Origin of the sequence: Actinopolyspora biskrensis (assembly GCF_013408175.1) — a bacterium.
GTDB classification, from domain to species: domain Bacteria; phylum Actinomycetota; class Actinomycetes; order Mycobacteriales; family Pseudonocardiaceae; genus Actinopolyspora; species Actinopolyspora biskrensis.
In genome coordinates this window covers 436,548-458,561 of the sequence record NZ_JACBYW010000003.1, presented here as the reverse complement: position 1 = coordinate 458,561, position 22,014 = coordinate 436,548, and the positions used below count along the sequence as shown (strand labels likewise).

The 22,014-nt window shown below is 66.8% G+C and carries 21 protein-coding genes and 1 tRNA gene; 13 read left to right on the top strand and 9 right to left on the bottom strand.

Features of this window, described 5'->3' with window-relative positions:
• Nucleotides 1–269 precede the first annotated feature (269 nt).
• The 6 genes from FHR84_RS10515 to pstB all read left to right on the top strand — a co-directional run bounded on the left by FHR84_RS10515 (nt 270) and on the right by pstB (nt 6,462).
• Nucleotides 270–1,103, top strand: coding sequence for a winged helix-turn-helix transcriptional regulator (locus FHR84_RS10515; RefSeq protein ID WP_179535269.1), 834 nt, complete (start codon nt 270–272; stop codon nt 1,101–1,103).
• Between the two features lie 147 nt (nt 1,104–1,250).
• A complete protein-coding gene (gene mshD, locus FHR84_RS10510; RefSeq protein ID WP_179535268.1) occupies nt 1,251–2,219 on the top strand; it encodes a mycothiol synthase in 969 nt (322 codons plus the stop codon).
• A 206-nt stretch (nt 2,220–2,425) separates the two neighbouring features.
• Nucleotides 2,426–3,538 (top strand): phosphate ABC transporter substrate-binding protein PstS, encoded by a 1,113-nt coding sequence (gene pstS, locus FHR84_RS10505; protein WP_179535267.1) that lies wholly within the window; start codon nt 2,426–2,428, stop codon nt 3,536–3,538.
• A 159-nt stretch (nt 3,539–3,697) separates the two neighbouring features.
• Entirely contained in the window at nt 3,698–4,759 is a 1,062-nt protein-coding gene (gene pstC, locus FHR84_RS10500; protein WP_179535266.1) for a phosphate ABC transporter permease subunit PstC, read from the top strand.
• Complete coding sequence (gene pstA, locus FHR84_RS10495; protein WP_179535265.1) at nt 4,756–5,670, top strand: phosphate ABC transporter permease PstA; 915 nt, start codon at nt 4,756–4,758, stop codon at nt 5,668–5,670. Before pstC ends, pstA begins: the two co-directional genes overlap by 4 nt.
• Nucleotides 5,671–5,685: 15 nt before the next feature.
• Nucleotides 5,686–6,462 (top strand): phosphate ABC transporter ATP-binding protein PstB, encoded by a 777-nt coding sequence (pstB, locus tag FHR84_RS10490; protein ID WP_017977037.1) that lies wholly within the window; start codon nt 5,686–5,688, stop codon nt 6,460–6,462.
• Nucleotides 6,463–6,765: 303 nt separating this feature from the next.
• Here pstB and FHR84_RS10485 read toward each other — a convergent pair whose 3' ends face one another.
• The 7 genes from FHR84_RS10485 to FHR84_RS10455 form a co-directional block, all read right to left on the bottom strand.
• Nucleotides 6,766–7,677, bottom strand: a complete 912-nt coding sequence (locus FHR84_RS10485; RefSeq protein ID WP_179535264.1) for a Scr1 family TA system antitoxin-like transcriptional regulator — start codon at nt 7,675–7,677, stop codon at nt 6,766–6,768.
• A gap of 157 nt (nt 7,678–7,834) precedes the next feature.
• Nucleotides 7,835–8,491, bottom strand: coding sequence for a phosphate signaling complex protein PhoU (gene phoU, locus FHR84_RS10480; RefSeq protein ID WP_179535263.1), 657 nt, complete (start codon nt 8,489–8,491; stop codon nt 7,835–7,837).
• A 113-nt stretch (nt 8,492–8,604) separates the two neighbouring features.
• The gene (locus tag FHR84_RS10475) at nt 8,605–11,613 is read right to left on the bottom strand and encodes an LCP family glycopolymer transferase (RefSeq protein ID WP_179535262.1); all 3,009 of its coding nucleotides are present in this window, start codon (nt 11,611–11,613) and stop codon (nt 8,605–8,607) included.
• A 263-nt stretch (nt 11,614–11,876) separates the two neighbouring features.
• The gene (locus FHR84_RS10470; protein ID WP_179535261.1) at nt 11,877–12,737 is read right to left on the bottom strand and encodes a GGDEF domain-containing protein; all 861 of its coding nucleotides are present in this window, start codon (nt 12,735–12,737) and stop codon (nt 11,877–11,879) included.
• A 252-nt stretch (nt 12,738–12,989) separates the two neighbouring features.
• Nucleotides 12,990–13,448 (bottom strand): hypothetical protein, encoded by a 459-nt coding sequence (locus tag FHR84_RS10465; protein ID WP_179535260.1) that lies wholly within the window; start codon nt 13,446–13,448, stop codon nt 12,990–12,992.
• Nucleotides 13,445–14,584 carry a tRNA dihydrouridine synthase DusB gene (gene dusB / locus FHR84_RS10460; RefSeq protein WP_179535259.1) on the bottom strand — a complete coding sequence of 380 codons (1,140 nt, stop codon included), beginning with the start codon at nt 14,582–14,584 and terminating at the stop codon, nt 13,445–13,447. The genes FHR84_RS10465 and dusB overlap by 4 nt, the downstream gene beginning before the upstream one ends.
• 169 nt (nt 14,585–14,753) lie before the next feature.
• Entirely contained in the window at nt 14,754–15,335 is a 582-nt protein-coding gene (locus FHR84_RS10455; protein WP_179535258.1) for a superoxide dismutase family protein, read from the bottom strand.
• A gap of 162 nt (nt 15,336–15,497) precedes the next feature.
• Between FHR84_RS10455 and FHR84_RS10450 the strand changes: the two genes are divergently transcribed.
• The 3 genes from FHR84_RS10450 (at nt 15,498) to FHR84_RS10440 (ending at nt 17,278) form a co-directional block, all read left to right on the top strand.
• Nucleotides 15,498–16,451 (top strand): DMT family transporter, encoded by a 954-nt coding sequence (locus FHR84_RS10450; RefSeq protein WP_179535257.1) that lies wholly within the window; start codon nt 15,498–15,500, stop codon nt 16,449–16,451.
• A gap of 78 nt (nt 16,452–16,529) precedes the next feature.
• Nucleotides 16,530–16,602 (top strand) — tRNA-Lys (locus FHR84_RS10445).
• Between the two features lie 523 nt (nt 16,603–17,125).
• A complete protein-coding gene (locus FHR84_RS10440) occupies nt 17,126–17,278 on the top strand; it encodes a hypothetical protein (protein ID WP_179535256.1) in 153 nt (50 codons plus the stop codon).
• Between the two features lie 322 nt (nt 17,279–17,600).
• Here FHR84_RS10440 and FHR84_RS10435 read toward each other — a convergent pair whose 3' ends face one another.
• Together FHR84_RS10435 and FHR84_RS10430 are read right to left on the bottom strand one after the other, a co-directional pair.
• Nucleotides 17,601–18,488, bottom strand: coding sequence for a hypothetical protein (locus FHR84_RS10435; RefSeq protein WP_179535255.1), 888 nt, complete (start codon nt 18,486–18,488; stop codon nt 17,601–17,603).
• 57 nt (nt 18,489–18,545) lie between these two features.
• Complete coding sequence (locus tag FHR84_RS10430) at nt 18,546–19,220, bottom strand: hypothetical protein (protein WP_179535254.1); 675 nt, start codon at nt 19,218–19,220, stop codon at nt 18,546–18,548.
• A gap of 535 nt (nt 19,221–19,755) precedes the next feature.
• Between FHR84_RS10430 and FHR84_RS10425 the strand changes: the two genes are divergently transcribed.
• The 4 genes from FHR84_RS10425 to FHR84_RS10410 all read left to right on the top strand — a co-directional run bounded on the left by FHR84_RS10425 (nt 19,756) and on the right by FHR84_RS10410 (nt 21,961).
• Nucleotides 19,756–20,676, top strand: coding sequence for an AAA family ATPase (locus FHR84_RS10425; RefSeq protein ID WP_218862633.1), 921 nt, complete (start codon nt 19,756–19,758; stop codon nt 20,674–20,676).
• Nucleotides 20,677–20,815: 139 nt separating this feature from the next.
• Nucleotides 20,816–21,076, top strand: coding sequence for a hypothetical protein (locus FHR84_RS10420; protein WP_179535252.1), 261 nt, complete (start codon nt 20,816–20,818; stop codon nt 21,074–21,076).
• 26 nt (nt 21,077–21,102) lie between these two features.
• Nucleotides 21,103–21,381: a hypothetical protein gene (locus FHR84_RS10415; RefSeq protein WP_179535251.1), complete on the top strand. Its 279-nt coding sequence runs from the start codon at nt 21,103–21,105 to the stop codon at nt 21,379–21,381.
• A gap of 40 nt (nt 21,382–21,421) precedes the next feature.
• On the top strand, nt 21,422–21,961 hold the full coding sequence (locus tag FHR84_RS10410) for a hypothetical protein (protein WP_179535250.1): 540 nt from the start codon (nt 21,422–21,424) through the stop codon (nt 21,959–21,961).
• Nucleotides 21,962–22,014: the final 53 nt, after the last annotated feature.

Genomic DNA, 22,014 nt, shown 5'->3' with positions numbered 1-22,014 from the left:
TCGGTGCGTTCGCGGAGGGCCGGGGCGAGGGCGACGGGAGAATTCTGGGAGAAGGCCTTCGTGGCCGGAAAAATTCCGTTCGCGAGTTCGTCGTCGAAAGCTTCGCCGTCATCGCTCTCGCGTTCGTGTGATGTGCGCTGCGTTACCAGTGCTCGTCCGCGGTGGCGTGTGTATTCTCCCCGTCATCGGAGGCAACGGAGCCTCGCCGTCCGCCGCGGTTCCCCAGCCGTACCGTCCACGCCGGTGAGATCCGGTTTACGGAGGCATAGATGAGCTCCGAGCTGCTGCTGCTGAGCAACGAATCCGACTGCGAGTCCGTGCTGCCTGCGCTGTCGTTGCTGCCCCACCGGGTCCGGGTCGTTCCGCCGAACTCCTCGTCCGTGGTGACCACGACCGGTTACGAGTTGGTACTGGTCGACGCGCGGGACGATCTGGCCGGGGCGCGCAACCTGTGCCGAGTGCTGTCCTCCGGCGGGGAGGGCGTTCCCGTTCTGGCCGTGGTCAACGAGGGCGGGCTCGTCGTGGTCAACGCCGAGTGGGGCGTGGACGACGTGCTGCTGCCCACCACCGGCCCCGCGGAAGTGGACGCGCGGATCCGGTTGCGTACCTCTCAGCGCGGCAGCAGCTCCACGGCGGGCGGCCCGGTCACCGTGGGTGACCTCGTCATCGAGGAGGAAACCTACACCGCCAGGTTGAAGGGACGTGCCCTTGAGCTCACTTACAAGGAGTTCGAGCTGCTCAAGCACCTGGCCACCCACGCGGGCAGGGTGTTCACCAGGGTGCAGCTGCTCCAGGAGGTCTGGGGGTACGACTTCTTCGGGGGGACGCGCACGGTCGACGTGCACATCCGTCGACTGCGGTCCAAGCTGGGCCCCGAGCACGAGGCCATGATCGGCACCGTTCGCAGCGTCGGGTACAAGTTCGTGCGTCCGTCCCGCACGAGCAGGGAGAGCGGTGGGTCGCGCCGAGCCGACTCGGCCGCGCACGACGCGGAGCAGGCCGAGCTCGCTTCCCGGATGAACGAGGGGGCCGTGGACGAGGCGGACTCCGCCGAGCGGGACCCGGCGTGGCGGGCCGGGGCCGAGTACGACCCGGCCGAGTGATTTCCCCGGGAGAGCGATCCCGGGAAACCGGTGTTCGAGGACGCTCGGGGAAATCCCGCGTGGGGGGCCGGCGCGGGGTGGCGAGACTCGCCACTCGGAGGGCCGCGAGCGGCCGACAGCGGTCGAGTATGGGTAATCTCGGTCGGTGTGGTGCAGCTGACGTGGCGAAACGGACTGGACGACGCCGAGACCGCCGAGGTGGAGAACCTGCTGGCGGAGACCGAGCGAATCGACGGGGTGGCCCCCGCCGGTGAGCACGTACTTCTGCGGTTGCGTGCGCACCGGGGCGTGACAGAGCAGATCGAACCGGTTCGGGCCGATACCGGTGGTTCGGAGCACTTCGTGGTCCGGGCCGAGCAGGGGGAGCTGGCCGGGTACGCGCATCTGGACACGGAGGGGCTGGCTTCGGGAGAACCCCTCGTGGCGGAGCTGGCCGTTCACCCGAACTTCCGCGGCAGGGGAGTGGGCGGCGAGCTCGTCCGCGCGCTCGCCCAGCGCGCGGAGGTCCCCGTGCGAGGGGAGGAACCGCCGGAGGACGCCGGGCGGCTGCGTGTGTGGTCGCACGGGTTGTTGCCCGGCGCGGTCGCGCTCGCCGACCGGTTCGGCGCGAGCCGGGTTCGCGAGTTGTGGCGGATGGGACGCGAACTCGGCGGGGCCGAGCTCGCGGAGCCGGTGCTGCCGGAAGGGGTGGCGATACGCGGCTTCCGGGTGGACGAGGACGAGCGGGAAGTCGTCAGGGTGAATCAGCGCGCCTTCTCCTGGCATCCGGAGCAGGGCGGTATGACCGAGCGGGAACTGCGCGAGAAGGAGGAGCTCGACTGGTTCGATCCGGCCGGGTTCCTGCTGGCGGTCGACGAGTCGGGGAACCTGCTCGGCTTCCACTGGACCAAGATTCACCCGGACGGCACCGGTGAGGTCTACGTGGTCGGCGTGGACCCGGCTACTCAGGGTAGCGGTCTCGGGCGTGCTCTGACGCTGGCCGGGTTGCGTCATCTGCGGGAAGCCGGATGCTCGCGGGTGATGCTGTACGTGGAGGGTGACAACGGGCCTGCCGTCGCGGTCTACCGGCGCCTCGGTTTCGAGCGCTGGGACGTCGACGCGCAGTTCGGTCGGTGACTCGTTTCGTTCACGAAGTGTGTCCAGTCGCGGTGTCCGGGTGAGCGGATTAGCTTCCGCTCACCCGGAAAGATGTGGGATTGCTTACTTAGAGTGCGGAGTTCACTCTTTGTTCACCTGAATGGCGGTAGATGTCTACCGAATGGCCCTAGGGTTGCCGGGCGTGGACGGCACACGCCGTTGACTTCCGGTCTTGGAGGAACGACGTGCACATCGGGCGGCACAAGGCCGTGCTGGGAGCCCTCGCCGTGGGGGTGCTGGCACTTTCCGCATGCGGAACCGATCAGAACGTGACCAACGCCGACCTCAATCCCGAGTTGCGGCAGCTGGAGGTCGACTGCGGGGACGAGTCCGTGGCGGCCGAGGGGTCCTCGGCGCAGAAGAACGCGATGGACGTCTTCGCCAGGGACTTCGGAGTCAAGTGCCCCGGGAAGAAGCTCAACTACACCGCTTCCGGGTCGGGGAAGGGAATCTCGGCCTTCACGGCCGGTCAGGTCGACTTCGCCGGGTCCGACGAGGCGCTCACCACCGAGGAAGCCGAACCGGCCAGGAAGCGTTGCTCGGGAAACCCGGCCTGGAACATCCCGATGGTCTTCGGTCCGCTGGCCGTCACCTACAACATCCCCGGCGTCAGCGACCTCGTGCTCAGCCCCGAGGTGATCAGCAGGATCTACCAGGGCGAGATCAAGCGGTGGAACGATCCGGAGATCCAGCGGCTGAACAGCGGAACCGACCTCCCGAACATCCCCGTCGTCCCCTTCTACCGTTCGGACGAGTCGGGGACCTCGGCCAACTTCCAGGAGTACCTGTCCACAGCCACCGAGGGGCTCTGGACGGGTGAGGGCAAGACCTTCCGCCCGGAGAACGGGGTCGGGCAGGGCCGCTCCGGCACCGACGGTGTGACGTCCTCGGTCGAGCAGACCGAAGGCGGAATCACCTACGCGGCATGGGCGTTCCCCAAGAACGCGGGGCTGGGCATCGCCTCGATCGACAGCGGGAACGGGCCGGTCGAGCTGAACAGCGAGTCCGCGGGCAAGGCGATCGAATCGGCCGAGATCGCGGGCAGGGGCAACGACCTCAAGCTGGATCTCGAGTCCATCTACGGCAACGACGCACCCGGCGTCTACCCGATCGTGCTCGCGACCTACGAGGTCGTGTGCTCCGGTGGGTACGACCCCCAGACCGCCAGGTCCGTGAAAGCCGCGCTGAAGGTCGCGGCCCACGCGGGTGAGGAGAACCTGGAACAGGCGGGCTACGTCCCGCTGCCCCCCGAGTTCAAGAGCAAGGTCCTCGGTGCCGTCCGGGCGATCGAAGAATGAACCGCACCGGCGCGACCGAACAGCACACCCCGTCCGAACTCGTGCGGAGGTCCGGAGGGTCGGTGACACGCCGACCGGATGGCCGGGCCGGATGTTTCGCGGTACCGCGAGGCACCCGCACGGACAGCGAGCCGAGCAACTGAGAGGCTGCGAGCGGCAGTGAGCGAGTCGAGGAACTCCGAGCGGAGGCCGGACCCACCGGGCGAGGTTGGCGATGCTCCCGTGAACACCACGGAAGCCCCCGTCCTCGAAGCCCCGGTCACCCCGCCGAACACGCCCACCGACAAGAAGGTGGTGCGCATCGGGGATCGAATATTCCGGAGCCTCGCCACCGGATCCGGCGTGTTCGTCGTGACGATCATAGCCGCCATCGGGCTCTTCCTGCTCATACGAGCGATCCCCGCCCTGCAGGCCAACGAGGCCAACTTCCTGCTGTCCGGCAAGTGGGAGACCGGTGATCCGGACGACCTGGCCTTCGGCATCGTCGACCTCGCCTGGATCACCGTGGCGAGCTCGATCTTCGCGCTCGTCCTCGCGATGCCGGTAGCGGGAGGAATCGCCCTGTTCCTCACCCAGTACGCGCCACGCGTGCTGGCCAGACCGTTCGGCTACATCGTGGACCTGCTGGCCGCGGTCCCCTCGGTGATCTACGGGCTGTGGGGAGCCCTGGTGCTGGCGCCGGTGATCAAACCCGTCGCCGTGTGGCTGAACACCAACCTCGGCTGGATCCCCGTGTTCGGCGACGGGAACGTGCCCGCCGACAGCGGCTCCAACGTCTTCACCGCCGGGATCGTGCTGGCCGTGATGATCCTGCCCATCATCACCGGTGTGGCCCGCGAGGTCTTCGCCCGCACGCCGAACGCCCAGATCGAGGGCGCCCTGGCGCTCGGGGCGACCAAGTGGGAAGTCGTGCGCACCACCGTGTGGCCGTTCGGCCGCAGCGGGTTCGTCGGTGGGTCGATGCTCGGACTGGGACGCGCCCTCGGCGAGACGGTGGCCCTGACGGTCATCCTCAGCTACACCTACGAAGGCCCGCACTACAGCATCTTCGACGCCGGGGCGACCTTCGCGTCGCGGATCGCCCTCGGCTCGGCGGAGTTCAACAACAACCTGACCGTCGGTGCCTACATCGCGGCAGGGCTGGTGCTGTTCATCAGCACCTTCGCCGTCAACGCGCTGGCCCGCTGGATCGAGAGCAGCAGCGGTAAGGGGAAGGAATGAGAACGGACACCGCCGATATCGAGCGGCCCGCGAAGACCCCGGCGTTCCAGCAGCTGAGCCCGGGACGCAAAGCCAAGAACCACATCGCCACCACGCTGTTCGCCCTCGCCTTCGTGGTGGCGGTCATCCCCCTGCTGTGGGTGCTGTTCACCCTGGTCCGGCGTGGCCTGTCCCCCATGCTGAACGCGGACTGGTGGACGCACTCGTTCTACGGTCTGCTGCCGAACGACTTCGGTGGCGGTATTTACCACGCCCTGGTCGGGACGCTGGAGCAGACGTTCGTCTGCGCACTGATCTCGGTTCCGCTCGGTGTGAGCGTCGGGATCTTCCTCATCGAGTACGGGAGGAACTCCAGACTGGCCAGGACCACCACCTTCATGGTGGACATCCTCAGCGGGCTCCCCTCGATCGTGGCCGGGCTGTTCATCTACGCGCTCTGGATCACCACCTTCGGACTCGACCGCAGCGGTTTCGCCGTCTCGCTGTCGCTGGTGCTGCTGATGTTGCCGGTGGTGGTCCGGGTGACCGAGACGATGCTGATGATCGTGCCCGACGAGCTGCGGGAGGCGTCGTACGCGCTCGGCGTCCCCAAGTGGAAAACGATCGTGAAAGTGGTGCTGCCGACCTCGCTGTCCGGGATCCTGACCGGCATCATCCTCGGACTGGCCAGGGTGATGGGGGAGACAGCTCCGTTGCTGATCCTCGTCGGGTACTCCCGGGCGATCAACTTCAACCTCTTCGACGGCCCCATGGCCTCGCTGCCGCTGACGGTCTACACGGCGCGCAAGACCTCGACCGAGGCCGGCGAGTACCGGATGTGGGGGGCAGCGCTCACCCTCGTGCTGCTGATCATGCTCATCAACCTGATCGCGACGCTGTTGTCCAAGCTTTTCGCTGTAAAGACCAAGTAGGGCGGTAGCCGAATCATGGCAAAGCGGCTCGACATCGAGAACCTCAACCTGTACTACAACAAGTTCCACGCCGTTCAGGACGTCACGCTGCAGGTGCACGCGCGCAGTGTGACCGCCTTCATCGGTCCCTCCGGTTGCGGAAAATCGACCGTGCTGCGCTCGCTGAACCGCATGCACGAGGTGGTGCCGGGATCCCGGGTCGAGGGCAAGGTGCTGCTCGACGGCGAGAACGTCTACGCGCCCGGGGTCGACCCGGTGCAGGTGCGGCGCACCATCGGAATGGTGTTCCAGAAGGCCAACCCCTTCCCCACCATGTCGATCAAGGACAACGTCGTCGCCGGGCTGAAGCTGGCGGGGGAGAAGGACAAGAAGAAGCTGGACGAGATCACCGAGCGCTCGCTGCGCGGGGCCAACCTCTGGGAGGAGGTCAAGGACCGGCTCAACAAGCCGGGCGGAGGTCTCTCCGGGGGGCAGCAGCAACGGCTTTGCATCGCACGCGCCACGGCCGTGCAGCCCGACGTGCTGCTCATGGACGAGCCGTGCTCCGCGCTCGACCCGATCTCGACGCTGGCGATCGAGGACCTCATCGCCGAGCTGAAGAAGGACTACACGATCGTGATCGTGACGCACAACATGCAGCAGGCCGCACGGGTCAGCGACCAGACGGCGTTCTTCAACCTGCCCGCCGTCGGCGAGCCCGGCCAGCTGGTCGAGATCGGCGAGACGGGGAAGATCTTCTCCAACCCCAGTCAGAAGGCCACCGAGGACTACATATCCGGCCGCTTCGGGTGACCTCCTGCGAAGTGCGTGGCGTGCGTGGTCGGGTAGCCGTCACGTGAGTCGGCGCCTTGCGACGTTGGGCCGCTCTTGAGTAGCGACCTACGCGGCGAGCGGCCCGGCCTTGCAAAGCATCCGACTCACGCACCGGATGTTCTCGTCCTGCTCGGGCTGAAGCGCGGATCCTTCGGCGGTGCCGACGGCGTGCGCGGAGAGAAGTGGCCGCTCCGCTCGGAGGGAGTCTCGGGAGCTTTCGAACGTTTCGCGCGAAACGTTCCCGGTGAACGGGTCCCGGACACACCCGGCTCCGGGCACCGTTCAACGACGTGACCGGGATCCCCGCTGTTCCGTCCGCGCCGGGCGGCGAAACGGGCGGCACGGTTGCTCGTCGGCGATCCTGGAGATCAGCATCGTCGACTCCTTGGGCGGCAGCGCCATGGAGCACACCTGCTCGAAGGCGCTCAGGTACGGCTCGGTCTCGCCGCCCTTGTCCAGAAAACGCGAGCTCGTCGGATCCCCCGCGTGCACCACCTGCTGATCGGTGCTGTTCCGGAACGAGAACACCGTGACACGCTCACCCATGAGCGGATGCTCCCCGGCGTCGAACGGCAACACCTGGACGGTGACGTTGCGCCGATAGCTCATCAGCACCAGATGCTCCAGCTGCCCGCGCATGAGTCGTCTGCCGCCCACGAGCCGGCGCAGCGCGGCCTCGTCCAGCACCGCCCACAGCTCCAGCGGAGCCGTGCCGAGCAGTCGTTGCTGGCGCCTCGAGGTCACGACCAGTCGTTCCGATATCTCGGGGGCGGTGAACTCCTCCCTGCTCGACCCCAGCAGCGTGGCGCTGTACTCGGCGGTCTGGAGCAGTTCCGGAAGCGGATCCGGTTCGAAGACGCTCAGCGCCGTCGCCGCGGTCTCCAGACCGAGGTAGGTGTCGAACCCGTTGCGGCGAGCCGTGCTCGGATACTCCTGCCACCACCCGCGTTGCTTGGACCCTTCGGCCAGTTCGAGCAGTTCCGAGATCTGTTCGGCGCTCGAGCCGTAGAACCCGGCCATCAGGCGGACGTCGGCGGTGCGCACCGGTACTCGCCCGAGCTCGATCTGGCTTATCTTGCCCTGTGAACAATCCAGGTGGGCGGCGACCTCGCGGTGCGTCCGCTGTGCCGCTTCACGCAGCCTGCGGAGCTCACCACCGAGGCGTCGGCGATGGACGGTCGGACTCTCGTTCACGTCCGGGAGCCTCGCACAACCGCGGGGCGCGGCCCGGTTATCAACGCCGAGTATTAATACTGCTCACCCGGTCGAGTGGGGCGGGAGCGTGGAAACGAGGGAACAGCTCGAGCGGCTTGTCCTCGTCCCGGCCCGCCCCGCACCATCTCGCTCCGCGTCACGGACGTTCGCTGCTCGGCATGGTTCCGGTTACGACGTAGACGATCCGGCGGGCGACCGAAACGGCGTGGTCGGCGTAGCGTTCGTAGAACCGGCCGAGCAGCGTGATGTCCACGGCGGCGGAGACCCCGTGCGACCACTCGGGCCCCATCACCACGCTGAACAGGTGCCGGTGCAGGTCGTCCATCTCGTCGTCGTCGACCTCGAGGTCGCGCGCCTGTTGGACGTCCTGGGTGCGCAGGATCTGGTTCAGGCGGTTGGCGAGCTGGACCGCTACCTGCCCCATCTGGGAGAAGTACGTCTTGACGTCCTCGGGGAGCACCGGCTGCGGATGCCTGCGTCGGGCGGCCTTGGCGACGTGCAGCGCGAGATCACCCATCCTCTCCAGGCTCTCGGCCGCGTGGATCGTGGAGATCACGGTGCGCAGGTCGCCTGCCACCGGCGCCTGCAGCGCCAACAGCCCGAAGGCGTGCTCCTCGCAGCGAGCCCGGGCCTCGTCCACCTTCATGTCATCGTCGATGACTTGTTCGGCCAACGACAGGTCTGCTCCCAACAGCGCGGTGGTTGCCTGCTCCATCGCGTTGCCGACCATCGTCGACATCGCGGCGAGCTCCTCGGCGAGCTTGTCGAGCTGTTCCTGGTAGACCTCACGCATGGGTTCCAGCCTACTTCGTACGGGAGTCGTGCAGGGTTCCCGGCGGTTAACCACCGGTGAACGTGGTCTGAGCAGTAATTCGAATGATCTTCGTTTTTAGGCCGTCCGGTGGTTCAGTTCACCCCGCCACACACGTCCTTGCCCGCGTTGACGGTCCACAGCCCCTCCGGGACCTCCACCTTACCGGTGTCGGGCTGAAGGATCCGGTTCTCGTAATCGCCGCCGATCTCCAACCTGACGGTGTTCCCGGCGGAAGCGTCCTTCATCAACTCGGCCGCGGGCACGGACGAGGCGAGCAGCTGAGCCCGCTGTTTGTTGCCCTCCGAGTACCTGATGACGGTTTGATCGCTGTGGGAGTCCAGATTGCCGACCTCGCCGACCGCGTAGTCGTGCTCCCGCAGCTTCTGGGCGGTGTTGCCCGCGAGCCCACTGCGCTCGGTGGCGTTGAGCACGGCCACGTTCGTGCCGGAGGGGGTGGGGTCGGTGGAGGCCTGACTCGGGGTGGTCTGCGCCGGCTCGTGCCGCGAACCGGCCATGGAGGAGTTGGTGGTGGAGGAGTTCCCCTGGCTCCGCTGTTCGCCCGACCCCTCGGAGGGAGTTATGGGCTTGTCCTCGATGACGGCCCGGAAGAGTGAGCTCGTGGCCGACTCGCGCAGCTCCTCGTTGCCGCGCGCGTTGTTCTCACCCGTGGTCGGGATGGTCACGAAGGTGACCTTCTTCGGGTCCAGCCCCTCCAGGGACTTGCCGAGAGCGATGAGCTTGTTGCTGTTGACGTTCTCGCCGAAGGTGTTGGCGATGACGGCGTTGGCCAGGTCGCCCAGTTTGTTCATGTTCAACAGCACGTCGCTCGAGGTCATCTTGCGCAGCAGCGCGGACAGGAACATCTGCTGGCGTTCCATCCGGCCGTAGTCCGACGTGCTGTCGCCCACGACCTTGCGCGCCCGCACGTACTGCAGGGCCCGCTCACCCCGGAGCTCGTGCCACCCACCGGTCTTGAGCACCGTGCCGAGCTCGTTGTCGATCATCGGTTTGTTGGAGCAGACCCGCACGCCTCCCACCGCGTCGACCATCGACTTGAACCCCTGGAAGTTGATCCCGAGGAAGTTCGTGATCTTCAGGCCGGAGAGTTCCTGGACCTTCTCGGTCACGCACTGCGGACCACCGTCGGCGTAGGCCACGTTGAACTTGACGTTGTTCCTGGCCGGGACCATCTTGTCGGTGTACTCACCGGTTTTGGCGTTCCAGGACTCGCAGGTGTCGGCCGGGATGTCGACTTCCAGGTCCCTGGGGATGGAGACGATCACCACGCGGCTGCGGTCGGCCGGGATGTGGGCGATCATGGTGGTGTCCGAGCGCGCGCCCGCGACCCCCTGGCTGGTACCGACGTTGTCCCCGGACCGCGCCCCTGCCCTGGTGTCGGATCCGATGAGCAGGAAGTTCAGATCGCCCTCCTGCATCTCGGGGCTCCGGATCGAGTTCGAGTCCCGGCTGAGCGCGGAGATCTCCTTGAACTTGGAGTCCCACCAGGTCATGCTTCCCCAGCCGATTCCCGTGCTCACGAAGACGAGCGCGGCAGCGGCGACCGCGAGCGACTTTCCCAGCGTCCGAACGCGTTTACGCCGCTTGTCCTTGCGCCACTCGACACGGGACGCGCTGCCTCCGCGATCGTCGGCGAAGTCGAACGGCATGTCCTGGCCGGGTTCGGGCTCCTTGCGGTTGCCGAATAACCATGCGAAGCGCTTGCGCCGCTTGGCCTCCTCCGCGGCTATCTCGTCGTGGACCGCGGAGAACCTGGCCAGAGTGGCGTCGATGTCATCCGCGGCCTTGTCCCCGTCCGCGCCCTCGTCCTCCGCGGCATCGTCCACGTCCTCGTCGTCCGCGTCCTCTTCCGCGGATTCCGGTTCGGAGCCACGACGTTTCCGCTCCTGATCGGTGGAGGAGTCGGCCGAGTGCTCGTGCCGGGGGAAATTCTCCCCGTCGGAGGATCCCTCCGCGTCCGCGATGTCCGACCGTGCTCGCTCGGGTGCGGAGGGAAGCGGCTCGTACCGGGTGGGCGCCTCCTCCGGAGCCACTTCCCGGGCGGAGGTGTCCGCGTGCGGGCGGTGGGGGGGCGGATTCTCGGGAACCTCGCCGCCCGGACGTGGACCGGCCGCTGCCGGGGTGTTCGCGGGTGATGCGGGGGGGACCGCTCCGGGAGCTGCCGGCCCCGCGGGGGGCGCTCCGGAAGCCGGAATCTGCCGCGTCTCGGGAGCGTGCGGTGCCCGCACGGGCGGGTGCTGGAGTGTTGCGTCCTGGTCGGCGGATTCGGAGAGCTGTCCGCTCTCCTGCTGCCGGGCCCCCGCGGCCGGGGGGAACTGCTGGTGCGGCGCCGGGGGAGCTGGTGGTGTGAAGGCGGGTGGCGCCCCGGAGTCGGGAGCGGGACGCACACTCGTGGCCGCTTCCTCCGGAGCAGCGGTCCCGGAGGAGTGCGGTCGCTGCTCGGTCGCCGGGCGTTCGTTGGGGCGGTTGCGCGGGCCGTTCGGCCTCCGCGGCGCTCCCCGGAACGGTGGGATCCGTGCGGTGTCGTCGGCCTTGTTCACCGGGTCGGATTCCTGCGGGGGCGGTGCTGCGGGAGACTGCTGCTTGTCCTCGCCCGCCGGAGCCCGCCACTCACCGGGTGACGGGCCCTGGTGGTGTGCTTCGTCCTCCTGCTCGGAGGCGTGTTGTGCACGTCGCCGCGCGCGGCGGGTGCGACCGGGGCGCGCGTTCGGTGCCTCCGGAGCCGGTTGCCGGGCGGAGGTCTCCCCCTCGTCCGCCCGGGTGGGAGCTTCCCCGTTCCCGGCGGCTCGACGACCGTCGGTGGCCGGGGGCTGGGGCGACTGCGGCGGCGGATCCTGGGGCGCGTCCTGTTCGGTTTCCTCGATCCTGCGGTGCGACCCGGTGGACTGAGTCTGACGTTTGCCGTGTTTGGACAGCAGGTCCCCGACTCGCGTCCCCCCGGTGCCGTCGTCCCCCAGCGCGCGCCTGCGCCTGCGCGACTTGGACTGCTCGCCGGTTTCGTTCCCTGTCTCCTCCGGGGAGGAGGCCCACTCCGAGTGGGAACTCTGGTGCCCCGAACTGCCTTCGCGGGGTTTTTCCGGCACCCGTGTTCCCTCCCACCTTACAGCCATTGGCGTTCATCCCGATGTTTGGCGATCCCCACCCCCGATGCTGTATCGCCACACTCGGCCAAGATGCTACGGCCGATCGTTCGGACTGACGATAGTGGCACCGGATTCTTCACGATATGTGCACTACAGCGCGGGGTGTTGTCGGGCAAATCACAAGCTGAGCTCCCCCGTGCGGGGGAGCGGTGGACGTTCGTGTCCACACCGGAGGGTGATCGCGTTCAGTAGTTTTTCGGTGACTATTCGGAATGCTCCGCCGTGCCGGTCAATTGCACTTCTCCGTCGGCGCGGTACGCCACCGTATTGCGTCCGGATTGTTTGGCCGCGTACAGCAACACATCGGCACTGAGTATTTTTTGCTCCGTGGTTGTCGGTGCCGACGTGCTGGTGTGCTCGGTGTCGTAAGTCAATCCGATGCTCACCGTTATGCGCAGGCCGCTGGCCATTCGAATCCACGGAAAACTCTCGATTCGGGTGCGGGCGCGTTCGCATACGGCTACAGCGGTGTTCACGTCCACTTCGGGCAGCACCAGTACGAATTCCTCACCCCCGTATCTGGCGCAGAATCCCCGCGCGGGAAGTTCTTCCTGCAGTAACTCCACCACGTGTTGGAGCACGCGGTCGCCGAGCACGTGACCGTGGGTGTCGTTGATCTGTTTGAACCAGTCCAGGTCCACCAGAGCTATGCCGATCCCTCCGGTGCTCTCCTCGGACAGCCTTTTGAGCCGCTCGTCCAGGTAGCGGCGGTTGTAGCTGTTGGTCAGGGTGTCCCGCAGGCTCTGCTCTCTCGCTCTGGCGTGCTCCCTGCGCAGCCAGTTCACCTCGTGACGCAGCTGCTCGGGAACGCGCGGAGCCAGCTCGCTGTCCCGCAGGTCCAGGGCAGCGCGCAGATGCCGGTACGCCTGTTGCCACCTTCCACGCGTAGCGAGCAGCTCGGCTATGGCCTCGTGCAGCTGGGCGAGACCGACCGCCGTGGTCGGGTCGGTCGCGTAGTGCTTGCCCGTCGAATGTTCGGTGCACGGAAGGTCGTGCAGGCGTGCCCGAGCGGCCTCGTCCTGCCAGGTACCCGACCTGGCAATGCCATCGCGAAGTCCGGACATCGCACTCACCTCCCACCCTGGTTTCGTCGAACGATGTGCTCCGCTTGAGCCGGTAGTGCTCAACTGTGCGTGAATTCGCTCAACCGGCGTACTCGTCCCGAGGGCGGGCGGGAAAGAGCGCACGGCCTGCCGAACCCCGCGTGCCGCTCATTGAACAGGCTCGCGCGCACTTACGCAGCGTTCGTGTTCGAATTCGCTGTGTTGTCACCGGTTGGGGGGAAGTGCCCGCACGTTCTTCGCGACGGACGGGAGTCAGGCCGGGCACGGGGCGAACCCGTAGATCTCTCCGTCCAACGAGACCAGGTGTTTCGAGCCGATCTGCCTGCCGACGATCTCACCGGCTCGGCGGACGGTGACCTCCACCGCGACCACCCGGACGCGCCCCGCCGGGCGCAGGCCGTGCACCGTGAAGTCGGGGTCCCGCCGAAGTGTGCGCGGCGCCGGATCGATGGTGACGGTCCTGCCCGCGAGCGAGCAGGTGCTCTCCCGGAAGTCCGGGTGCTGGGTGCGCCGCAGGAAGGCCCGTTGAGCATCCGGGCCGCGACGTGCCGCCGCGTTGTTGGCCGCGAAGTAGTCGGTGACCGCGCTCCGCCGCTCCGAGGGGGAGGTCCCCTCCTCGGGAGGAGCCGAACCACCCCAGAGCAGGCAGATCGGCATGCCGAGCAGCAGCAGCCCGCGTGCACGCCAACGTCCGGGGGCGGGGGTGCTCAACCCCCGTTGTGGTCCAGCTCCGCGCCCTCCGGAACGGAGGAGTCCTCCGGATCGTCCAGCCAACCTTCCGGCAACACCACCTTGCCCACCGAGCCCTGCCTGCCACGCGGGCCCTCGGCCTCGGTCGGGAACGGAATGTTCGGGTCCAGGCAGCCCAGCAGGTCGTCCAGCTCGGCCAGGGTGGACACCAGCCCGAATTGCTTCCTGAGCTCGGAGCCGACGGGGAACCCGCGCAGGTACTGGGCCATGTGCTTGCGCAGATCGCGTACGCCCTTGTGCTCGCCCATGTGGTCGGTCAGCAGTTCCGCGTGCCTGCGCAGCACGCGCGAGACCTCGCCGAGGTCGGGGCCTTCCGGTACGGGCTCCCCGGCGAAGGCGGCCTGCAGGTCCCGGAAGAGCCAGGGGCGTCCCAGACAGCCCCTCCCGACGACCACGCCGTCGCACCCGGTGGACGACATCATCTTCAGCGCGTCGTCGGCGCTGAAGATGTCTCCGTTGCCGAGCACGGGTATGCCGCGCACGGTTTCCTTCAGCCGGGCGATCTGATCCCAGTCCGCCGTGCCGGAGTAGCGCTGCGCGGCGGTGCGGCCGTGCAGCGCCACAGCGGCCGCGCCCGTGTCCTCGGCGATGCGGCCCGCGTCCAGGTGGGTGATGTGCTCGTCGTCGATGCCGACCCGGAACTTGACCGTGACCGGGATGCCCGCCGGTTCGGCCGCGCGCACGGCCGCGTGCACTATCTCGCCGAACAGCCTGCGCTTGTAGGGAAGTGCCGAGCCGCCACCCTTGCGAGTGACCTTCGGGACGGGGCAGCCGAAGTTCATGTCGACGTGGTCGGCGAGGTTCTCGTCGACGATCATCCGGACCGCGTCGTACATGGTCGCCGGGTCCACGCCGTACAGCTGCATGGACCGCGGTGACTCGTCCGCGTCGAAGGAAACCATCTGCAAGGTGGTCGGATGCCGTTCCACCAACGCGCGCGAGGTGATCATCTCGCAGACGTAGAGCCCTGCGCCGTATTCGCGGCACAGCCTTCGGAAGGCGATGTTGGTGATCCCGGCCATCGGGGCGAGCACCACTGGCGGGTCGACCTCGTACGGGCCGATCCGCAGCGGTGCGGTGGCGGGTGCGAGCGACATGCCTCCATTATCTAGGGCCTTCGAGCGGTGTCGGCACCGGGCACCGGAGTGCCGGTGCCGTGCTCCGCCCGCGCGTGACCTTCGGCCTGCTGCCCGGAGTTCGGGTCCGCCTCTCCGGGCAGGGTGTGGAGGGAGCAGGCGCTTCGGGAGAGCCCCCGGCGAGAGCGGCTCAGAACTCGACGGTCAGGCAGGCCAGCCTGTCCCCGGCCTCACCGGCCTCTCCGGGGGCGGTGCGGGTGTGGTGCTCGTGGATCACCATCGAGGCCTTTCCGGCCCGCTCCAGGTCCCAGTCGCCGAAGGATCCGGTGACCGCGTTACCCGCGTGGTCGGTGTGGAAGTCCAGCCACACCTCGTTGTGCGGGTTCGCGTAGGCGGGATCGCCGGAAACCCCCTCGGGGGCCTGCTCCTGCTGAAAGTGCGGTCCGGCGGCGGAGCCCGTCTCCCCGCAGGGCTTCGTGTGCACGTGCGCGCCGTAGTCCCGGTCCGGACGCAGGCCGCGCAGGGCGGCCACGACCCCGGTGCGGTTACCGGGGATTTCGCGGGCGAGGAATCCCGCGGTGGATCCGACGGGAACCTCGGAAGGTTCGTAGGTGACCGCGGTGGCCCCCTCCTCGTGATGGCCGAAGGTTCCGTACGAGTGCGTGGAAGCGGACGGGTCGGCCTTCTCGGCCGGTTGGGCCGCGGCCGCGGTCGGCGCTGTGGCGGTCAGCACGGCGAGCACTATCGCGCTCGGTATCGAGAAACGTCGCATATGCCCAATCCATACCCCAGAAGTGCCGCTCCGCGCGGAACTTTCACTGAAACGGGTGGGTCTGTCTCGGTGCTCGGGGAGATCCGGGGTTCCGGGGACTGTGAGCAGGATCCCGCCCTCGTGCGGCGGCGTGCGGGGGGCGCGGCGCGCTAGGTTGATCGGATGACCGATCCGGGACGTGACCGAACGTGGCTGGTCGCGATCGCCACCGCCATGTGGGGGACCGACGCGCTGTGGCGGATGCCGCTGGCCACCAGCCTGCCGACGACCACGGTGGTGCTGTGCGAGCACCTGATCGTGACCTTGCTGCTCGTGCCGTTGCTGCCGCGGGCCTGGCGGGCGTTCCGGAGCTGCGGACCGCGGGAACGCCTCGGCGTGCTGGTGGTGGGGGCGGGGACCTCCGCGCTGGCCACGCTGCTCTTCACGGCCGCGTTCACCTACGGTGACCCGGTCACACCCGTGGTGCTGCAGAAGTTGCAGCCCGTCTTCGCCGGGGTGGCGTCGTTCCTGCTGCTGCGGGAACGCATGGGCGGCTGGTACCCGGTGTTCGCGGTGCCCGCGGTGCTGGGGGCCTGGATGCTGGCCTTCCCGGACCCGCTCCAGGTCAGCGTTTCGCGCGTGATGCCCGCGCTGCTGGCGCTGGGGGCGGCGGTCCTCTGGGCGGCCGGGACCGTGTTCGGGCGGATGCTCAGCCGGGAACTCAGTGCCATGGAGGTCACGACCCTGCGGTACTCGGTCGGCCTGCCCACCGCCGCGCTGGTGGTCTTCTTCCGGGACGGTTCCCCGTGGCAGGGGCTGTCGAACATCGGCGAAGCCCTCGCCGTCGGCTGGGGGAACATCGGCGGGCTGCTGCTGCTCGCCCTGATTCCGGGGTTGCTGGCGCTGAGCCTGTACTACCTCGGGATGCGCACCACCGCCGCGGCGCGGGCCACCGTGGCCGAGCTGTCCTTCCCGGCGACGGCCGCCGTGGTCGGGGTGGGTGTGCTGGGCGAGACGCTCACGGTCACGCAGTGGATCGGATTCGTGCTGATCGTGGCCATGATCACCGCGTTGGGCTGGAACGAGCGGAGCGGCACCGGCAAGGCCGTCGGGGTCGAGCCGGTCGTCGCGCGTTGATTGACAGGAGCGGCCGGGCGGGGATCACCCCGCCCGGCGATGCACAAGATCGGAGCCGGGTTGTAGGCTGTGACACGCGGGCCGTTAGCTCAACGGGCAGAGCAGTGGACTTTTAATCCACGGGTTCAGGGTTCGAGTCCCTGGCGGCCCACCCAGTGACCAGCGAATTCCGTGCTTGGTCGGAGAATCCGCCAGGGTGTGTGACAACGGTGTGTTCACACCACTGCTGTCGGTCGTTCCCGTGGACGAGCGCGGCACGATAGCCGCCGCCTTCTCCGCCGAAGCTTGCGCGACTTCCGGGTACACGCTCGTGTAGGTGTCCGAGGTGGGGCCGATCGGAGCCGTGCCCCAAGGTTGCCTGGACTTTCCCAGCGAATACCGGCCGTGAGCGTGATCGACGCCGCTCCGTGCCGAAGGCGGTGTAGCCGTACCGGTGGCAGGGCCGCGAAGCGGGTGATCCGGTGGAACGTCTCGGTCATCTCGGCCGAGTGCGGAGCACGGTCTTCTTCGGTGGTGAAGACTTTCCCGCTGTCCGCCCATTCCGGTCCCAGCTGCTCATGCGTCTGACGAGTTGGCGGGGGCGGGTGGCTCGCGCGGCGCTGCCACCGCCCCGAAGCCGGCGAAATCGTGCGGCAGCAGTCGCGGTTGTCCAGCTCGCCGGTTCAACGGGCACGATGCCCGTGGAGACGAGCGTACGTCGAAACGACAGCCGCGAGCTCGGCGAAGTCCTCGGCGGCACAGTGACGGAGGACGACGTGCGCGGTGCGGTCAAGACGCTGCTCGACATTCGCGAGCGGTTCACCGGAAAACCGCGAGCTCGAACGTGAGAGTTCCCGTGCGCGACAGCGAGGAACCCTGAACGCGGTGGGCAGTCCACGGGCGATCGGGGGGACTGTGGCCCACCGTTCCCGTAGTCTCCTCCACGGGAACGTCCGGGACATCCCGCGTCGGGAAACCGGCTCAGTCGGACGGCTACGCACGGCTCGCCACGGCCGCGACTTCGAGGTGCCCTCCCGATCCCGCGCGTCGAGGTCTCGCACGGGATACCAGGGCACAGAAGTGGAACAGTTCCTCACCCCCACCCCCCGTCCGGTCGGGACGGGGGATGAGCTCCGCACAACGGGCAGCCAGGGGTGAGCACGTCGACGTTCACCCCGACACGGGGTAGACGCAGTAGACGTCCTCGTTGTAACAGGCCAGACTCGGACCGGACTCCACATTGGAAACGCCTTCAAATTGCTTCGGCTGTTCCCAGTTGCTCTCTTGCTTGTAGGACGTCCAGTACAGCTGACGCGTGTAGGCATCCTGGTAGCAACATATCAGCTTCCCCGAACCAGTGGCGGCCACTGCGGGAACTGTGTCTCCTGTCGCTCCCGCAGTGGCCGGGATTTCTTCGGGGGTGCTCCACGCCCCTTCACTGAACCTTGACCACTGCAAGCTGGTGTACGAAGTGGGGGAATACACGCAGTGCAGCTGCCCCAGGCACTCGGCGAGCACTGGTGACTGTCCAGCTTCCGCTCCGCTTATGTCCTTGTTGGGCTCCCATGATTTCCCGTCGAAACGTGTCCACTGCACTTGGTATGGCTGCTTGGATCCGGGATTTGCTATGTGCACGCAGTAGAGGTATCCGTCGCACTCCGCCAGCCCGGGTGACCATTCGCCCGTCGGGTCGAACACCGACGGGGGAGTCCAGGAGTTCCCCGCTGCCCGGTATCCTCTCAGCCGCCAGTCGCTTCCCGAGTTCGGGAACTGGAGGCACCACAGGTCATTGCCGAGCGAACTCGTGCCGAAGCTCCGCAGTTGGCGCGTCGGGTCGCGGTCAGGATACGACCATTCGTCGTTATCGCTGTCATAGCGAGTCCAGTTGAGGTACCATTCATCCTCGGTGGGGTAGAGGCACCAGAGCTCACCCCGACCGGGAAAGGCGGACAGGGCCGCGTATCCGGATGCGTCCTGGGTGAGCAGCTGCGGTTCTGTCCAGTCCCCGGTCGATTCGTCATAACGCATCCACTTCAGTGAGTACTGGGTCCCGCCCAAACCGCCTCCTTCATGCCGCCCCCTTCATGGTGATCTGACCATCTTGAGTGATCTTGCCTACTGACTTGGGTAGACTTTCCAGGTGTTGCCTTTGACCAGCTCTGCGGTCATGTCCTTGACTCCTTCTGCGTACTGGACTTGTTGCAGCGGCAAAATTTCACTCATGGATGCCATCTGTCCCTGCTTGTAGCTTCCGACTGTTACGAAGTAGGTCGGGTCGAGTGTGAAATTCTGAATCATGCGCGCCTGGACGTCACCAGCGATGATCGGTATGAGTTGAAATTCGTCTCTCTGGTTCGATTCCGCGGATGAGGTGCTGAGACACAGGCCGTGCGTGGCGGGGTGATCCTCTACGCTCGGATCGAAAGTGACCCACAGTTTGTCGCGATCCGGCGAAGGGGGGTGAACGTAGTCCGACTCCCAGTCGAAGTCACCGTTCGAGTAGTAGAAGTTCATGGAGCACGTGGCTTTGTCCTGGGGGTCAGCGTACTGATATCCCCCGCTGACCCACTTCTTCCCTTGGCTGAATCCGTGCTCGGAGTAAGCGTACCCCCAGTCCAGCTCCCAATAAAAGGTCACCCAGTGTGAGTAGTTGAGGCTGTGTGAGAACCATGCGATCCCGAATGGGTTCTGGATGTCGTATATCGGCTTCGCGAACGCGGCGAAGGTGGTGTTTGCCAGATCTGGGTCGTTGTGCAAGAAGGTCATGCTGTACTGTTCGCCCTGAGGCATATCGGAAACCATTTCTTGTCTCGTGTTTTTGGGGAACAGCTGGTGCGGTCCGATCAAAGCAGGATACGTGTAATTTTCGGTAGCGCGATCAGGTGTTGGTCATCCGCTTAATCGGGACCGGTCGTTGCTGTTGTGGTCATACTACGGCAGTACGGCACCTTCTTGCCATGCGGATCACGCGATCGAATGATTGTAAATTATTTTCACTTGTGTTCGACGAAAACTATTCGGACAAAGTCCACCGTGCGGAGAAATGAATTCGCGTACGCGATTTTTCGTCGCGCCGGGAAAACTGAGGCGTTCTTCCTCGGAAAGTCCTGGTGGGTACCCCGCATGCGGTCTCGTTCCCACCGCCGTACCGTGGCCCGGTTGCCGTACTCACCGGCGACGTGCGGCGAGCGTGAACGCGTCACCAACCGGTACCGGTCGAACTCCCGGCACCTCACTGGCCTCGGGGCTGAAACGACGGCGGGTGGGCGTGCGGTGACCGTGCCGCGGTCCGGTGGCCGGTTCGGCCGAGGCGGATCTGTCCCGGGTGTATCGGCTGTTTGTGGAGACCGAGCACGGAGACGAAACCACGGTCAGTCTCGCGGTCGATATCGACACTCTGCGGGACGAGATCGCGTCGACCGGAGCGCGGCTGGTGGTGTTGGATGCGCTGTTGTCGACGTTCGGTAGTGCCAAGCTCACCGAGCAGGGCACGGTGCGCCGGTACTTGGAACCGCTGGCCCAGCTTGCTCAAGACCTGAATATCGCCGTGGTGGGAGTGGCGCACTTCCGGAAAGCCTCGGATCCGAACCCGTTGCACATGATCGCCGGGTCGGCCGAATTCGGGCAGGTGGTGCGCAGCGCGATCGGGTTCGCCGCGGACCGGGAAGCTGAGGACGGATCGTGCGTGCTGTCGCTGGTGAAGACCAACATCGCACCAGCCGGACTGCCCAGCGTCCGCTACCGGATCGAGTCGGCCACCGTGGACACTTCCGACGGCCCCACCGACGTGGGCCGATTCGTTCCCCTCGGCGACACCGAACAGACCGTAGGCGAGCTGCTCAACCACGACACCGGAACCCCGGAAGACCGTTCGGAACGTACCGAGGCTTCCGAGTGGCTGCGCGGCTACCTGACCGACAACGGCGGAGAAGCCCCGGCCGGAGACGTCATCAAAGCCGCGGAAAAAGACGGCTTCGCCAAGCACACCGTGCAACGCGCTCGCCGGAAAGCCGGAGTGAAGTCGCAGAAGTCCGGCTTCGGCAAAGGGTGGGTCTGGGCACTGACCGAGAGCGCCGAAACTCCGGAAGATGACACGAAGAACACGAAGGTGACTACGCACCAGCCCCTGTCACCTTCGTCATCTTCGGCATCACCTTCGGCGACCTGTATCGCGTGCCGCGAACCCATGCGGCTCGACGACGGAAGCGGCTATCACCCCATGTGCGACCCCGAGGCCGCCTCATGAGCCGCAAACAGTGGACTTCCCGCACTTGCACCCAGTGCGACTCGCCCAGTGATCGCAGACGCCTGTGCGCCCGGTGCAACCCGCACCGGGCCACCCGGCCCCACCGAGACAAGTACGCACCGAACGGAGAACACCAGTCATGACGCCCATCTGCGAGCAGATCGAGCAGGCACGCAGCGACGGGGTCGAGGGTGGGCGCACTCGACAGCCGCCCACCCCGAACCCCTACGCCGCGGCCACGCCGAAACCGTGGGACATGCCCACCGACCCGGTCGAACGCGCCCGCCTCGACCGCGAGACGCGGGGTCAGCGGGCACTCGCAGCCACCTGGCGACAGGCCAGGCGAGCCGCGATCGAACCCGCCGAGGAAAAGTTCCCTGGCGATCGCCAACCGGAGTAATCCCGACCAGGAAGGAAGCACGATTCATGGCAACCAAAGTCACCGCGCCTTCCGGCGCTGTCGTGCACGGCCCGCACCATCTCAACCCGCCACACGACTTCTGGTGGGTCAACGGTGTGGCCTACCTCGACGCTGACACCCATGCCAGCTATGCGGCGTACTTCGTCCGCCGCGGGTACACCGTCGAATTCGGTCACCAACCCCCGGGCGAGCACGAACAGCAGGTGGCAGCGATGCAAACCACCACGGTGCGCCGGCACTCGGTCGGATTGCAAGACACCGAAGCCGAGCGTCGTACCTGCTGATCCATACCCAGTAAAAATCACGAGAAAGGAAACGCCAGCCATGCCGAACAAGACGGCTAGCCGCGCCCGAAATGTTCCCCACGAGATCGCTCAATATGGAGAGAACACTCGTGCCTACCGCTCCCAGCTCGCCGAACGCGTCGACGCGCTCCGAGCCGACAAGCGCTACAGCGATGAGTACCGGGCAACGCTGATCGAGCAGGTTCGCGCCGAATACCGTGACCACGCTGCACGGCTTCGGTCTTTGCTCGACCACGATCGGCAACAAGCCCGCGAAGCCGCCGAGCAGCTCGACCGCCCCGGTGACGTGAATGCGCAACTGCTGGCCGAAACCCGTCAGCAACGCGCCTGGAACCGCGTGCGCCCCTGCTCGACAACGGCCGTACCTGGCGGTCCCTGCTCGCCGAAGCTGAACGAGCAGGTGACGCCGACACCGTGCAGGCCCTGGCCGCCGAGTTGCCCGCCTCTCTCGAATCCGGGCGCACCATCAACAGCAGCAACGTCGGTGATGCTGGTCAAAGTTTGGACACTAGCCAGGTCAGCCGAGCCACGCGCGCAGTCCCAGCGTGCGTGTGTTTAGAGTTTCTTTTCTTCATCAAGGGCGGCCCCTGCCGGGGCCGCTAAGGAGGAAGT